Origin of the sequence: Ideonella paludis (assembly GCF_018069865.1) — a bacterium.
GTDB lineage: Bacteria > Pseudomonadota > Gammaproteobacteria > Burkholderiales > Burkholderiaceae_C > Ideonella > Ideonella paludis.
In genome coordinates this window covers 95,246-110,822 of the sequence record NZ_JAGQDG010000001.1, presented here as the reverse complement: position 1 = coordinate 110,822, position 15,577 = coordinate 95,246, and the positions used below count along the sequence as shown (strand labels likewise).

Here is a 15,577-nt window from a genome sequence, read left to right as displayed (position 1 = left end):
TGGCTATGCTGCCTTGTACAGGTCAAAGTGTGTGTGTTGCGCTGCATCTGGATGTGCAGTCATCAGTCGAGCTGCCAATTCTTCAGGAGCGGAGGCGAGCCACAGAGGAAGCACAAGGTGCTGACAACTGTGATCTTGAGTTCGCGCTGCTTGCGCTCCCAAGTCAAAAACCGCAACGCGTCGGTTGCTTTGAAGTGCTGCAGACAGTACGTAGCAGTAGGTTTCAGGCCAAATTGAGGGGATAAAGATCAGATGAGGAGCGTGGTCGCTGATGCGATCTGGTAGTTCCTGATCAAAGTATCGGCCCAGCAGTTCGACCCCAGCGTCATTGAGGCAAGCATCGTCCATTGAGTATCCTAGGAGCGCTAGTTCCATCGGCAGCTTGCGATTTTGAATGGAGAGTGCTAGGCGGCGCAGTACGTCGTATCCCTTGATTCTGCTGATCGCACCGATGGCGAGCACACGCAAGGGCTCGTCGGGCCTCGGGGTCGGGAAGACCATTCCTTCTGCAGATTGAATCACCTCGTGTGGCTCGACGTGCATCTCAATGTGAGGTGCCATGTGTTGCAGCCTTTGCTTAACATCATTGGAGGGCACAATCACTCGATCGGCGGCCTCTAGGAGCCGAAGTGCACCAGAGCGCCAAGTCTGGATAGTGCCAGTGGTGCGCAGAAGATCGTCTTTTTCGAGGCATGCATTGCAAACATGTTCTGGCGGCTGTGCGCAGTACTGCCCCTCTGAGTTCACAAGATTTACGCGAGGACATATCGCATAGTAATCATGGATTGCCATGCGTAAGCGCACATTGAGTTTGCGGCTGCAGGCAATCAACAGGTCTCCCATTCCGCTCGGGAAATCAATCAGATGGTGAACATGGATTTCGTCGATAGAGAGAGCCTCCAGCACTTCCTCAAAAAACTGCGAAGGTAGAGGCGGCAAGGCGGCCAAGCTATGCAAACGATACAGAGCGGGGTTGACCAGTGCGACACAACCTGGTTGGTGGGAAGGGCGTAGCTCAAAAACGCCTTTGCCTTGATCTTGTAGTGCTTTGGTTTGCTCGACGATGTGCCTTTCTGTACCTCCACCACGGTTGTGGCATACCAATAGCACGTTGCTGCGTTCGGCGCAGCGCTTGAGTCGAGCCAAGTCGATCTGAGCGCGATAGATCCAGGCCGGGTCGGAAGCGATGTGCCGATGAATGTCCGCTTCGTAGTTTGGGTAGAGCCTACTCAGCGTCTTGAGTGCAGCTGCGGTACGCACGGACGCCTCTCCCTTGAAGCTCACCGATCCCACATGGCGCACATACACACCGCATGCAATGCCATGTCGCCAGCCGTGTCGCAGCATGCGCTGGCATAGATCGTTTTCCTCACCGTACCCGCGCCCAAATCGACGCTCGTCCAGCAGCCCCACTTCGTTCAAAGCATCACGGCGGATGAACATGCAAAAGCCAACCCCGGTGGGGGTGTAGGCCACTTGGTCGGCATTCACCTCCGCAGCCAGTGCGTCGATCTCCGCATGGGTGACTTCGAGTGGGCTGCGGTTGTCGGCCTGGGGTTCCGGGTAGCTGCAAATCGTCGCATTGTTGGACAGCGGCGTGATGGTGGCCAACTCGGGCCGGCGCTGGGCGATCTGCACCAGCCGGTCCAACCAATTGCCATAGACCTCGGTGTCGCTGTTGAGGATGACGACATCTCGGTCGCGCTGCAGCCGAAGCCCAAGGTTGACGGTCTTCACAAAACCCAAGTTGGTCTTGTTTTGCTCCAGCGTGAACAAATCGCGCGCCGCCAAATTGCGCAGCTTGGCGTTGAGGATTTGGTCGGGGCCAGCGTCATTGATCACCACCACGCGGTGCGGCGTCTGCACCGGCGCTGTCAACACGGACCACAGGCAGCGCAAGGTTTCTATCGCTCCGCCGTGAACCGGAATGATCACGTCGACCAGCGGTGTGCTGGGCCAAGTTCGGGGCTGCAAGTCGACCCAGTACGTCGGGTCGAGTAAATCTTGGTCGGCCTCATCGTGCGGGTGGGCGTGGGCCGCTACAGCCTGTCCTGGCTTGCTGTTGGCGCTCTGCAGCGCTTGGTCATGCAGCAGGTGAGCCAGTGCGCCACTGGCCAGCAAGGCCAGGGGGTTGTCCTTGGCCACGCGAAGCTGCGGCTGGCTGTTCAACAGGCGCCGCAGGTCCAGCCCTGGCAGCGGGCTGCGGCCTTCCCGCCAGCCCCAGTTCTGGAAGTGCTCCAGGGGGTCGCGCCCTGACTGCATCACATCGGGGTTGGCTTGCAGGTAGTACTCGCCGTCGAACCACGCTGTCGGATAAATGCCCTGATGCCTCAACACCAGGCCGTAATGCAGCAGGCGATTCAGGCCGTGACGCTCACCGCAGTGGGCGTCGTAATGTTTGAGGTCAAACATCGGGCTGGGGGTGAGCCCCGCAGCATCGCCATACAGCACGTAGTGCCGCAAGGCCGACAGACCTTTCAGGTCTGCCGTATTGATTTGAGCCAAGTAGTGCTTGCGGTCAAACAAGCCCAAACTTCGAGTGACTTTGACTTCAAAGTCAATCAGCGTCTGGCCTCGCCCCAAGAGCCTGCCGGCGGCACGCAGCACACGGATGCTTTGCAGCATGACCTGTGCGTGCGAGCGCTTGCGTGGAACCTCAATGACGACGCCCATGACCGCCTGCTACTACTCTAGGCGTACGCTGACCAGCGCTTACTTGGCGGAGATCGAGCCGTTCAAGACGCCCGCCGACACCGCCAACTGGTACAGCACGGAAGTGATGCCACGGGCCACTTCAACCCACTTGGTTTCCACCTTCGGGAACACCATGATCTCGTCGCCGGGGCCAGGGATGCCGCCATTGGTGTCGATCGTGCCATTGGTCTTCAAGATCAAGAGCTTGTTGCGGTCGGCGCGTTGGGTGAAACCGCCCACCAACTCGACATAGTCCGCAGCAGCCGCATTGGGCGTGTAGACCATGGTGTTGGGGAAGAGCACTTCGCCGGACACGGACACGACATTGCTGCGCTCCGGCAGACGGACCACGTCGCCGTCTTCCATCAGCGTCTCCGCAGCAGCCTCCTTGGAGCTCAACACCACCTGGCCCTTGGGCTGGATGGTCTTGGCGCGTTCGATGAACTGCATGATCATCTCGGACTCGCTCTTGCGCAACGTGGCTTCCTCGTTGGTGGCAGAGCGGCCCGTCAGTGCGGCGGCCTCCAGACCACGCAGGGTGGAGTCCAGGTTTTCCTTTTGACGTTGGGCCACTGAGCGACGGTACAACTGCAGCGCGTCCATATTGGCTTGCGGTGCGGGGTTGATGCGCTCAATCACATCCTTCAGGCGTGCACCGTAGGGCAAGATGAAGGTGCGCTCGCCTTGGTGGGCGCCGTCGATCCGGACCTGAATGGTCGATGGGAATTTGTCGGCGGTCAGCGTGACTTCGTCCCCTGCTTCCACCATCACTTCATTGGCCTTGGCCAGCGGGTGATATTCGCTGCGCTTTTCTGGGCCAATGGAGCGCACGATGTTGATGTGCGTCGCATTGGGGGTGGGCGAGGCCATGGCCAGCAAGTCGGCTGCTTTGATGCGGGCCTCGGCCAGCTCAAAACGGTAGGCGTTCTGGGCTTCCCCTTGCACCGTCACCGTGTGCTTGCGTGCGGCCACCACCACGGTGTCGCCGTCATGCAACTGCATCTGCTCGATCTGGCCCTTGAGCAAGAAGTTATAAAGGTTCAGGCGCGAGCGCAGCTTGCCGTTGCGCATCACATCCACGCTCAGGTAGCTGCCGCGCTCGGTGTCGATGCCGCCAGCCTTGTCCAGGTAGTAGAGCACCGAGTCAGAGGACAGGCCGCCGTAGAGGCCGGGGGCGCGCACAAAGCCCGTGACATAGACCTTGACGGGCTGCGCCGCTTCCAGAGTGGCATAGACCCCCACATTGGCGCGGAACACGCGCTTGATGGTGGTCTCGACCGACTGGTTCAACTCGCCGTTCCGCACCCCTGCCACCTTCACCGGGCCCACATTGGGAATGAAGATATTGCCCTGCGGGTCGACGAGCTGGGTGGACTCATGGGTCACTGCGCCCCACAGGCGCACCAACACGCGGTCACCCGTCGCCAAGGTGTAGTCGGGGTTGAAACCAGTGAAGGTCACCGAGCCAAAGCGCCCGCTGAACATTTGCGAGCCAAACATCACCGGCAGTCCTGCCCCGGCGTTGGGCTGGGCGGGCAGTGGGCCGGGGGCCATGACCGTGCTGCTGGTCGGCGCCGGGGTGGGCGCCGTGGCGGCAGGGGCTTGCTGTGTTGTGGTGGCGGTGCCCGTGGTCGTCGGGGTGACCGGCGTCTGGGCTTGCAGGGCGGCGCAAAGGCTGGTGCCCAAAGCCAGGGCAATGATGAGGCGATTCTTCATGGCAGTCATGGCTTCAGTCCTGGTGTTCACGGATCGCGGCAACCATCAGTCGCACGACGGTGTAGACAATGATGCAGAGCACCAAAATGGTGAAGAGGTTGTAGAGCTTGGCGGGGTACTCCGCCGTCTCCGCTTTGGCGGGAGCACCCACCACGATCAGGCTCTTGAGCTTCTTGCTGGCCTCAATGCGGGCCGCTTCCAGGCCTGTATTGGCCGAGCGATAAGCGTCTTCGGCGAAGGCCGCTTGAAGCTGGAGGTTCTGGAACTCCACGCTCAAGGCGCCAATCTTGTCGCCCGCTTGCGCCGAGGTGGTGCGGGCCTTTTCCGCCTCCAACTGGGCACGGTTGGCAGCAATTTGGTCGCGCACAGCCTGTACCGCCGGCGCGTCGTTCTGCATGAAGGCCTGTTTGTTCTTCAGGTCCGCCTCAAGACGCGCGATGGTGGCTTGCAGTTCGGCCGTCAAGGCGTTGGCAGCTGTCTGCTGCGCCTGTGGGTCCAGAACCTTGTGCGTGCTTTGGAACTGCACGACCTTGTCTTTAGCGGCCTGCAGGCGCGCCGAGGCGCTGGCCAATTCGGCCTCAGAGAACTTCATTTGCTCACGGCCAATGCGACGAGAAAACTCATTGACGAAGCGTTCGCAGGTCTCGAGCAAAGCCAGATTGATGGCCTCGGCCGTGGCGGGGTCAAAGCCTTGGGTGCGAATTTTCAACAAGCCGTTGAGGTCGTTGAACTCCAGCTCGACCCGAGACTTCCAGTAGCGCTGAAACCACTCTTGGCTGGCGCTGGGCCAGAGGCGGAACAACAAGTCGGCGCGGGGCGCCGAGTAGTGCTCGCGCAGCTTCAGCTTGGTATCAAGCTCGCGCAGCACTGCCTGCGACTGGATGTAGTCGATCAGGTAGAGCGTGTCCACGTACGCGGCCAAGCTGGTGCCCGTGCCGACGGCCAGTGGCGACGAGCCGCTGGCCACAGAGGCCGAGCCTACCGCCACGATGGACTCGCTGACATAGCGGTCTGAGGCGATCAGCGTGTAATAGATCGTGGCCAAGGCCATGGGCAGGGCAATCAGGGCCAGCTGCAAACGCTTGGGGGTGAAAGACGCAGCCTTCATGATTCGGACTCCTCCATCAATTCCTTGAAGGCGGCAATGCCCTCATCAACATCGTCAAAAGTCATGGCTTGCCCGTTATGCACCATGATGACCGAGCTACACAGATCTTTGATCTCCTTGTGGTTGTGGCTGACCAAGATCACGCCAGCACGCTCCAACTTCTCTTTGAAGACGCGGGAAGCCTTCTGGCGAAAGATGGGGTCTCCGACAGCCAGCACTTCGTCGATCAGGTAGTAGTCAAAGTCAAACGCCATGCTGCACCCGAAGGTGACGCGTGAGCGCATGCCGGGCGAGTAGGAGCCCATCGGCAGGTCAAACCAATCGCCGATCTCGGCAAAGCGCTCGACGTACTCTACTTTTTCTTTCATGGCGGCGCCTGTGGCCCCCATGATGCGGCAGACGAAGCGGACGTTGTCGCGCGCCGTCAAGGAGCCTTGGAAGCCGCCACCCAACGCGACAGGCCACGAAATGCTTTGGTCGGTGATGACTTGGCCACTGTCTGGCGCGTCGATGCCGCCCAGCAGCCGCAGCAGGGTGGACTTACCCGCTCCGTTGCGGCCGATCAAGCCTATGCCCGAGCCTGTGGGCAGCTTGAAATTCAGGTTCTTGAAGACATAGCGGCGCCCGGCGGGCGTCGGATAGGACTTGGTCAGGTTGCGGAGTTCGATCATGGTCTAGGCCTCAGGTGGTCTTGGACAACAGACGAATCCGATTGACGTGGTAGAGCACCGCGCCCGTGAACAACAAGCCCAAGCCGAGGCACAGCGGGTAAGTCAGATTGATGCCTCGGTGCGGAATGTACGTGGAGAAATAGTGAACGCGGCTCAGCTCGACCAGGTGCAAAAACGGGTTCCACAGCAGGTACTCATACAAAAAGTGCGGGAAGCTGCTCAGGGGAATCAGCACGCCCGACATCAAATACAGGGGCGTGGAGATGGCACGGATGAAGAACTTCACGCCGGGCCGGCGATGCCCCACCACGGCCGAGATCAGGGAGAGCGCAATGCCCCACATCGCAAACAGGGCGCAAATGCCCAAGAACTCCAGCGGTTTGTTCGGGAAGTAGCGATAGCCCCACCACGCAAAACCCACAGACAGCATCACAAAAACGAAGGCGTACAAAATACCCTCCATGGCCCATCGAGAGGCCATGGCATCCAGCGGTTTGACCTGCCTATACGCCAGCAGGCCGCCATTGGCCTCCACCGCGGACATGCCTTGCATCCACATATTGCGGCAAGCAAAAAATGGGATCATGGCCACCACCAGGTAGACGGCGGGCTCGATCATCACTCCCACATAGCGGTCACGCAGCGCGACCCGCAAGCCCAGCATCACACCAATGTGGATCAAGGGCTCCAGCAGCACCCAGAACAAACCGATCAGGCGCCCGCCAAACCGTGTCTTGAGCTCTCTGAGAATGAGCGCAAGCCACACGGCTTTCTGGATCTGAAACGGAGTTCTTTTCATTGTTGCTTGACACCTGCGCCTTCAAGGAAGGCGGGATTCTCGCTTGTGGGCCAGGGTGACGACATCGTTTCGTGACCCCTCCACAGGCTGGACCTGCTTACGGTGACGCAATGCCTCCCATTGGACCACCAGGGCGCATTGTCGCGGAGTCGATGGCCCCACGCGCCCGTTAAACAGGGGATGGACACCCCAAGGCCTGGATTGTGCGGGTAAACACGGAGCAATCGCGGCCTGACAATCCGCCCATGCTCAACATCCTGTTCATTCACCAGAACTTCCCGGGGCAGTTTCGGCACCTGGCGCCCACTCTCGCGGCGGCTGGGCACCGGGTGGTGGCGCTGGGCATGCATGCCCGCCCGGGGCTCAAAGGGGTGGATCATCGGACCTACGCCGTGCAGCGGCGGCCCGTGGCAGGCCAGCACGCCTTGTTGCGCGAAAGCGAGGCCAAGGTCTTGCGCGGTGAGGCCTGCGCCGTGGCCATGTTGGCCTTGGCCAGAGAAGGCTTTGTGCCCGATCTGGTCGTTTGCAACCCGGCCTGGGGCGAGGCGCTGTATGTGAAGGATGTATTCCCTGCCGCGCGCCTGGTCTGCCTGATGGAGTTTTTCTACGGCACGCCGGACGCTGACGTGGGTTTTGACCCCGAGTTCCCGGTGGGAGGCGTGGAGTCCCGCCTGCGCCAGCGCATGAAGAACATGGCCCTGACCGAGGCGCTTTTGACCATGGATCAGGGGGTTGCGCCGACGGCCTGGCAAGCCTCGCGCCTGCCCAACCCATTTCAGCCCAAGGTGGAGGTGGTGTTTGACGGCATCGACACCCAGGCCTTGCGTCCTGACCCGCAGGCACGCTTTGAGCTGCCCGCCCTGGGCTTGGCCTTCGCGGCGGGCGCCCCCTTGATCACCTTTGTGAACCGCAATCTGGAGCCCTACCGGGGCTACCACCGCTTCCTGCGCGCCTTGCCCACGGTGCTGAAGCAAGTCCCCGACGCGCAGGTGGTCTTGGTCGGTGGGGACGGCGTGAGCTACGGCGCTCCTGCACCCCAAGGTCAGACGTGGAAGCAGATTTACTGGGGCGAGGTGGCCGCGCAGCTGGACGCGAGCCGGGTCCACTTTGTGGGCCAACTGCCCTACGCGGACTACCAAAAGCTGCTGCAAGTCTCGGCGGCACATGTGTATCTGACCTATCCCTTTGTGCTGTCCTGGAGTTGCCTGGAGGCCATGAGCCTGGGCTGTCATGTCATTGGCAGCCGCACGGCGCCAGTGCAGGAATACATTGAGGACGGCATCAATGGCCATTTGGTGGACTTTTTCGACACGGAGGCGCTGGCCGAGGCCATGATCCGTGCCTTGGCGCAGCGCGGGCAGGACGCCGCCTTGCGCCAAGCGGCGCGGCAGACCGCGGTCAGCCGCTGCGACCTGCGCACAGTCTGTCTGCCCCAGTGGCGGTCCGTTCTGTCTCGCACGATGGGGAGTCCGGTGTGACGGTGCGACAACTCCTGCGGCGTTGGCGGGCCCCACAGGCTCAGCCGCCCGCCAGCGACCTGCAGTCGGCGCGGCGCATCGTGGTGCTGGAGGAGGGCGCCAGCCCCAGTGGCGACTACCTGCTCTATCCCTGGTTGGCGCAGCGCGGGCTGCCTGTGCATCGCTGTGATTCCCGTTTGCCGCCCCAGGCCGGGTTGCTGGAGGCGGGCGACTTTGTCGTCATCCTGCGCTATTTGCCCTCTGCTTGGCTCAAGCCGCTCGGGCTGGCGCGGCCCCAACTCGCGGGTCTGGCCTGGTTCATGGACGATGACCTGTGGGACCCGGCGGTCCTGCCGGGCTTGCCCAAAGCCTATGCCCGCAAAATCAGCAGCCACGCCCTGCGCCACCGCCATTGGTGCGCGCAAATGCAGGCTCAGCTTTGGGTGTCGACCTCGGCTTTGGCCGCTAAATATGCATCGCATGCGCCCGTGCTGCTGCCCCTGGCGCCGCCGCCCGCACTCACGCGGGCGCAGCCTGAGGCCTTGCTTTTGGGCTATCACGGCACAGCCTCGCACCATGCAGAGCTGGCCTGGCTGCACCAAGTCTTGGTCTCGCTGATGGCCCGCAGCACCACCTTGCATGTGGAGTTGTTCGGTGACCTCGCCATCAACCGGCAGTTCCGCGACCTGCCTCGCGTCTCCGTCTTGCATCCCATGAGTTGGGAGCGCTATCAGCACTACACCGCCAGCCATCGCCTGGACATTGGCTTGGCGCCCCTGCAGCCCACGGCCTTCAACCAGGGCCGTGGCGCAGTGAAGTTCTACGACTACGCGCGCATGGGCGCCTTTGGGGTCTATGCCGACGTGCCGCCCTACCGGGGCTTTGTGCAGCATGGCCATGACGGCTTGCTGCTGCCCATGGAGGTCGAGCAGTGGGTTCAAACTTTGTTGCAGCTCGGCCAAGACGCAGAGCTGCGCCAGCACTTGGCAAAGGGGGCGCAGGCCCGAGCGCTGAGCGGGCCGGGCTGACCGCCTGTCGCCGCCAGGCCCCACATGCCCCACAAGCGCCCCTGCTGGGGGCGCCAGTCATCCCCCGGGCAGTGCGCGCCGGTATTGAATGGCCTCTGCGATATGCGCTGTCTCCACCTCGGCGCAGTGCCCTAAATCTGCAATGGTGCGGGCGAGGCGGATCACGCGGTGCAGGCTACGGCCCGACCAGCCCAGCCGCATAGCAGCTGCCTCCAGCAGGCCGCGCGCACTGGGGTGCAGACGGCTGTGCAGCTCCAAGTCGCCCGGGGCTAGCAGGCTGTTGGTGCACGCTTGGCGGGCTTGCTGCAGGCCTCTGGCCTGGGCCACGCGCGCCATCACCACCGCACTCGCTTCCTCGGCACCGGCTGCACTCAGCAGGGCTTGAGCCGGCACGGCCGGCACCTCGACTTGCATGTCAATACGGTCCAGCAAAGGGCCCGAGAGCCGGCCCTGGTAGCGGGCTACGACATCCGGGCTGCAGCGGCAAGCCTTGGCCGCGTGGCTGCCCGCACCGAGCCAGCCGCAGGGGCAAGGGTTCATCGCGGCAACGAGCTGAAAGCGGGCCGGAAAGTGCGCCTGGCGCGCGGCGCGCGAGATGGTGACATGGCCGGTTTCCAAGGGCTCTCGCAAGGCCTCCAAGGCTTGACGAGGGAATTCAGGCAGTTCATCCAAGAACAGCACGCCGCCGTGGGCCAGGGAGATTTCGCCAGGGCTTGGCGGCGAGCCCCCGCCCACCAAGGCCACCGCGCTGGCGCTGTGGTGGGGGCTGCGAAAAGGCCGTTGCCCAAACTGCGCCGGGTCAAAGCCGCTGGCTGACACACTGGCCAAGGCGGCGCTGGCCAGGGCTTCGTCGTCGGCCATGTCGGGCAGCAGCCCTGCCAGCCTTTGCGCCAGCATGGATTTGCCCGAGCCCGGCGGGCCCACGAGCAAGAGGCTGTGGCCCCCGGCCGCTGCAATCTCCAGGGCGCGCTTGGCTTGGGCTTGGCCGCGCACATCTGCCAAGTCGAGCGAGGTGCGGCGAGCACTGCGCGGCAGGGCTGCTGGGCGGGGCAAGCGCAGGCCGCTGGGCTCGCTGCGGGCAGCGTCTTGCGGGGGCCTGGGCAGCAGCGCCTCCACGACATCGGTCAAATGACAGGCACCGCGCACATCAACACCCTCCACGCGGGCAGCCTCGACGGCGCTGGCCTGGGGGAGCACCAAGATGCGCCCTGCAGCCGCTTGACGGGAGGCTAGTGCCAGAGGGAGCGCCCCCCTGATGGGGCGTAACTCACCGGCCAAAGAGAGCTCGCCCGCAAACTCGCAGTGGGCCAGCAGTGTGCTGTCCAGCAACTCTTGGGCGGCCAAGATGCCCAGCGCAATGGGCAGATCGAAGCGGCCGGACTCTTTGGGCAAGTCAGCCGGAGCCAGATTCACGGTGATCCGGCGATTGTGCGGAAAGGCAAAACCACTTTCAGACAGAGCTGCTCGAACGCGCTCTCGGGCCTCTTTGACTTCGGTGTCGGCCAAGCCCACCAGCGTAAAGCTGGGTAGACCATTGGCCAGGTGCACCTCCACTTGCACCTCAGGCGCAGACAACCCATCGAGTGCCCTGCTCCTGACCACCGCCAGCGACATCGCTGCCTCCTCCCGGCCTGGGCTATCGCCCGGCGCCCTGTCCATTGGGAGGTTGTGCCTTCCCGCACGTACTCCTCAACTGCGCGGTCGATTGTGGGCTGGCCGGGGAGGCCACCAATCCCCCCCAAAGGAGGGAATTCGGGGGAGTGGGGGTGGCTCTTGGTGCACCGCCGCGGTGCGATCTTGGGGGTATCCCGCACTCTCGCACCACAAAGAGGCGCTGGCGCGGGGCTGCGCGAAGACGGTGCGACCCGACAGCCCTCAGGGTGTGGCCGACGGTCGGAGGTGTTGGCATGGTTGGCACGGAAGCTGCTTTTCTCCGGGCAAACCCTGTTTCTTTGCCATCACTTCCAGGAGTCCACCATGTTCAAGCCTTCCTTGCTCTCCCTCAGTCTCGTGGCCGCTCTCGGTGCCTCTGCCGTGCCCGCACTGGCAGCCGATGACTTCTCCCTGAGCTACAACGTCAGCGCCACCACCGACTACCGCTATCGCGGCATTTCGCAGTCGCGCCTCAAGCCTGCGCTGCAAGGCGGTGTGGACCTGGCGGGCCCCAACGGCCTGTACGCCGGCGCATGGGCCTCGACGATCAAGTGGGTCAAGGACAGCGGCGGCGGTGCCAACGTCGAAGTCGACCTCTATGGTGGCTGGAAGGGCGAAGTCGCCAAGGGCCTGACCTTGGATGTGGGCGCTCTGGCCTATGTCTACCCGAGCCACGACCTGGCCGTGAGCCCGAACACGGGCGAGATCTACGGCGCGCTGAGCTACGAGATGTTCACCCTCAAGTACTCGCACAGCCTGACCAATCTGTTCGGCTTTGCCGACAGCAAGCAAAGCGGCTACCTGGACCTGAGCGCCAGCTTTGACCTGGGTGGTGGCCTCATGCTGGCGCCGCACATTGGCCGCCAAACGGTCAAGAACAGCGGTGACTTCAGCTACACCGATTACTCGGTGTCTCTGAGCAAGGACTTCTCAGGCTGGGTGCCCAGCCTGACGCTGGTCAGCACCAGCACGGACGCCTATGTGGGCGCCAATGACAAAAAGCTGGGCAAGACCGGTGCGGTCTTGGCGGTGAAGTACGCGTTCTGATTTCGACAACACAGGAGACATCTCATGAAAATGGTCACCGCCATCGTCAAGCCCTTCAAGCTGGACGAAGTTCGCGAAGCCCTCAGCGCCATTGGTGTGCAGGGCATCACCGTCACCGAAGTCAAAGGCTTTGGGCGCCAAAAGGGCCACACCGAGTTGTATCGCGGCGCCGAGTACGTGGTCGACTTTCTGCCCAAGGTGAAGGTTGAGGCCGCTGTGGATGACGATGTGGTCGATCAAGTCATTGAGGCCATCGAGGGCGCGGCCCGCACCGGCAAGATCGGCGACGGCAAGATCTTCGTCGCTCCGCTGGAGCAAGTGCTGCGCATCCGCACCGGCGAGACCGGCAAAGACGCCCTCTGACCGCAGCCCCCTTCGAATCTAGACGTGAGAACTTTGCTATGAGAACTCTGATTGCTCACATCGCGCTGGGGCTAGCGGCCCTGGGATTTGCGATGACCTCGTCGGCGCAAGACGCCGCCGCTTCCGCCGCATCCGCAGCCGCCCCCGTGGTGGCTGCTGTGGTCGAAGCAGCCTCGGCGCCTGTTGCGGCAGCCTCTGCTGCTGTGGCTGAAGCCGCCGCTGCACCGGCAGCCGCAGCGCCCACCCCGAACAAGGGCGACACCGCTTGGATGATGGTGGCCACCTTGCTGGTCATCTTGATGACCGTGCCTGGCCTTGCGCTGTTCTACGGCGGCCTGGTGCGCAGCAAAAACATGCTGTCTGTGCTGATGCAGGTGCTGGTCACCTTCTCGATGATCGTCGTGCTCTGGGCCATTTACGGCTACAGCCTGGCCTTCACCGAGAACAACGCCTTCATCGGTGGTTTTGATCGCCTCTTCCTCAAAGGCACCTGGGACAACGTGGCCGGCACCTTTGCGAACGCCGCCACCTTCAGCAAGGGTGTGGTCATTCCTGAGATCGTGTTTGTCGCCTTCCAGGCGACCTTCGCCGGTATCACCTGCGCGCTGATCGTCGGTGCGTTTGCCGAGCGCATCAAGTTCTCGGCCGTGTTGCTCTTCACCGCCCTGTGGTTCACCTTCAGCTACTTGCCGATTGCCCACATGGTCTGGTTCTGGATGGGCCCTGACGCCTACACCGGCGCCGATGTGGTGGAGGCCATGAACGCCAAGGCCGGCTACATCTGGCAGATGGGTGCGCTGGACTTTGCCGGCGGCACGGTGGTGCACATCAACGCCGCGGTGGCGGGCTTGGTGGGTGCTTACATGGTGGGCAAGCGCGTGGGCTACGGCAAAGAAGCCATGGCACCGCACAGCCTGACTCTGACCATGGTGGGCGCTTCGCTGCTGTGGGTGGGCTGGTTTGGCTTCAATGCCGGCTCGGCCCTGGAAGCCAACGGCTTTGCGGCCCTGGCCTTCGTCAACACCTTCATCGCCACCGCCGCTGCGGTGCTGACCTGGTCCATCGGTGAAGCCCTGCACAAAGGCAAGGCTTCGATGTTGGGTGCGGCTTCCGGCGCTGTCGCAGGCTTGGTGGCCATCACCCCGGCGGCCGGCAATGTGGGCGTGGGCGGTGCCTTGATCATCGGCGCACTGGCAGGCTTTGCCGGCCTGTGGGGTGTGTCGGGTCTGAAGCGCATCTTGAAGGCCGACGATTCCTTGGATGTCTTCGGTGTGCACGGCGTCTGCGGCATCCTCGGCGCGCTGTTGACGGGCATCTTTAACAGCCCCAACCTGGGTGGCCCCAGCGCGGTGGCTGACTGGACCACGGTTGCCATGATCACACCCGACGCCTACACCATTGCCGGCCAAGTCTGGGTGCAGGCCAAGGCGGTGCTGATCACCGTGGTCTGGTCGGCTGTGGTTTCGGTCATCGCCTTCAAGCTGGTAGACATGACCCTGGGTCTGCGTGTCACTGAAGAAGAAGAGCGCGAAGGTCTGGACATCAGCTCTCACGGCGAGACGGCTTACGGCCGCTGAACGTCTCCGGTTAACGTCCTAAAGCGAGTTCGGGGGAGTGCCTGCAAGGGCCTCCCCCGTTTTTTTTGTGACGACAACTTGAAACCAAGGCCTCACGGACCGATCTGCAAGAATCGCCTCCTTAAGCCCACTTTCATTGGCCAACCATCATGGTTCCTCACCTCGTCACCGCTCTCACTGGCCCCATCAACGAGCTGGAGCAGCGCATTCTGGAGTCCATGCCCGCCATCGAGCGCTGGTTTCGCCTGGAATGGATGGAGCACACGCCGCCCTTCTACAGCTCGGTGGACATCCGCAATGCAGGCTATCGCTTGGCGCCAGTGGACACCAACCTGTTCCCGGGCGGCTTCAACAACTTGACCCCTGAGATGCTGCCGCTGGCCGTGCAGGCGGCCATGGCGGCGATTGAGAAGATTTGCCCCGAGGCCAAGAACCTGCTGCTCATCCCGGAGCGACACACCCGCAATATGTTCTACCTGATGAACGTGCAGCGGCTGATGCAGCTCTTCGGGCAAGCGGGCTTGAATGTGCGGCTGGGCACTTTGGATGAATCCATCACCGAGCCCACCGCACTGGACCTGCCCGATGGCTCGAGCCTGACGCTGGAGCCCTTGGTGCGCACCAAGCACCGCTTGGGGCTCAAGCATTTCGACCCCTGCACGATTCTGCTCAACAACGACCTCTCCGCGGGTGTGCCCAAGGTCTTGGAAAACCTGCACGAGCAATACCTGCTGCCCCCGCTGCATGCCGGCTGGGCCACGCGCCGCAAGACCAACCACTTCCGCAGCTACGAAGAGGTGGCCAAGAAATTCGCCAAGCTTTTGGGCATGGACCCTTGGTTGATCAACCCCATGTACGCGCACTGCGGCGAGGTCAACTGGGAGGAGGGCACCGGCCTGGAATGCGTGCAGACCCAGGTCGATGCCCTGCTCACCAAGATCCGCCGCAAGCACAAAGAGTACGGCATTGCCGACAAGCCCTTTGTGGTCGTCAAGGCCAACAACGGCACCTATGGCATGGGCATCATGACGGTGCGCGATGCCAAAGAGCTGGATGAAGTCAGCCGCCGCACCCGCAACAAGATGGGTGTGGTGAAGGACGGCCAGGCCGTGACCGAGGTCATCATCCAAGAAGGGGTGCCGACCTATGAGCGCGTGAACGAAGCCGTGGCCGAGCCGGTGGTCTACATGATCGACCGCTATGTGGTCGGCGGCTTCTACCGTGTGCATGCCGACCGCGGCATTGACGAGAACCTCAACGCGCCGGGCGCCAGCTTTGTGCCGCTGGCCTTTGCTAACAGCCACCAATTGCCCAAGCCGGGCGAGCGGCCAGGGGCCAGTGCCCCCAATCGCTTTTACATGTATGGCGTGATCGGCCGCTTGGCCATGCTGGCGGCGGCCTATGAGCTGGAAGCCACAGACCCCGATGCCGAGGTCTATGACTGACCGCGTTGGGAGGCGCTGA

The 15,577-nt window shown here is 62.6% G+C and carries 12 protein-coding genes; 6 read left to right on the top strand and 6 right to left on the bottom strand.

Annotation, left to right across the window (positions count from 1 at the left end):
- Positions 1–3 precede the first annotated feature (3 nt).
- From KAK11_RS00435 to KAK11_RS00415, 5 genes are read right to left on the bottom strand one after another with little or no spacing between them, the layout of a single operon-like run.
- Entirely contained in the window at positions 4–2,673 is a 2,670-nt protein-coding gene (locus KAK11_RS00435) for a glycosyltransferase (RefSeq protein WP_210805060.1), read from the bottom strand.
- Between the two features lie 39 nt (positions 2,674–2,712).
- Complete coding sequence (locus KAK11_RS00430) at positions 2,713–4,419, bottom strand: polysaccharide biosynthesis/export family protein (protein WP_210805058.1); 1,707 nt, start codon at positions 4,417–4,419, stop codon at positions 2,713–2,715.
- 4 nt (positions 4,420–4,423) lie between these two features.
- Entirely contained in the window at positions 4,424–5,518 is a 1,095-nt protein-coding gene (locus KAK11_RS00425) for a KpsE/RkpR family capsule polysaccharide export protein (protein ID WP_210805056.1), read from the bottom strand.
- Positions 5,515–6,189: an ABC transporter ATP-binding protein gene (locus tag KAK11_RS00420; RefSeq protein ID WP_210805054.1), complete on the bottom strand. Its 675-nt coding sequence runs from the start codon at positions 6,187–6,189 to the stop codon at positions 5,515–5,517. Before KAK11_RS00420 ends, KAK11_RS00425 begins: the two co-directional genes overlap by 4 nt.
- Before the next feature lie 10 nt (positions 6,190–6,199).
- Complete coding sequence (locus KAK11_RS00415) at positions 6,200–6,955, bottom strand: ABC transporter permease (RefSeq protein WP_210805052.1); 756 nt, start codon at positions 6,953–6,955, stop codon at positions 6,200–6,202.
- 278 nt (positions 6,956–7,233) lie between these two features.
- Here KAK11_RS00415 and KAK11_RS00410 point away from each other — a divergent pair, with 278 nt between their 5' ends.
- On the top strand, positions 7,234–8,466 hold the full coding sequence (locus tag KAK11_RS00410) for a glycosyltransferase (RefSeq protein ID WP_210805050.1): 1,233 nt from the start codon (positions 7,234–7,236) through the stop codon (positions 8,464–8,466).
- Positions 8,463–9,473 (top strand): glycosyltransferase family protein, encoded by a 1,011-nt coding sequence (locus tag KAK11_RS00405; protein WP_210805048.1) that lies wholly within the window; start codon positions 8,463–8,465, stop codon positions 9,471–9,473. The genes KAK11_RS00410 and KAK11_RS00405 overlap by 4 nt, the downstream gene beginning before the upstream one ends.
- A 57-nt stretch (positions 9,474–9,530) precedes the next feature.
- Here KAK11_RS00405 and KAK11_RS00400 read toward each other — a convergent pair whose 3' ends face one another.
- Positions 9,531–11,087, bottom strand: coding sequence for a YifB family Mg chelatase-like AAA ATPase (locus tag KAK11_RS00400; RefSeq protein ID WP_210805046.1), 1,557 nt, complete (start codon positions 11,085–11,087; stop codon positions 9,531–9,533).
- A 363-nt stretch (positions 11,088–11,450) separates the two neighbouring features.
- On the opposite strand from KAK11_RS00400, the gene KAK11_RS00395 reads away from it, so the two are divergent.
- From KAK11_RS00395 to gshA, 4 genes are all read left to right on the top strand, one after another.
- Positions 11,451–12,173 carry a TorF family putative porin gene (locus KAK11_RS00395; RefSeq protein ID WP_210805044.1) on the top strand — a complete coding sequence of 241 codons (723 nt, stop codon included), beginning with the start codon at positions 11,451–11,453 and terminating at the stop codon, positions 12,171–12,173.
- A 24-nt stretch (positions 12,174–12,197) separates the two neighbouring features.
- Positions 12,198–12,536 (top strand): P-II family nitrogen regulator, encoded by a 339-nt coding sequence (glnK, locus tag KAK11_RS00390; RefSeq protein WP_210805042.1) that lies wholly within the window; start codon positions 12,198–12,200, stop codon positions 12,534–12,536.
- Positions 12,537–12,574: 38 nt separating this feature from the next.
- Entirely contained in the window at positions 12,575–14,113 is a 1,539-nt protein-coding gene (gene amt / locus KAK11_RS00385) for an ammonium transporter (RefSeq protein ID WP_210805040.1), read from the top strand.
- 149 nt (positions 14,114–14,262) lie between these two features.
- On the top strand, positions 14,263–15,558 hold the full coding sequence (gene gshA, locus KAK11_RS00380) for a glutamate--cysteine ligase (protein ID WP_210805038.1): 1,296 nt from the start codon (positions 14,263–14,265) through the stop codon (positions 15,556–15,558).
- Positions 15,559–15,577: the final 19 nt, after the last annotated feature.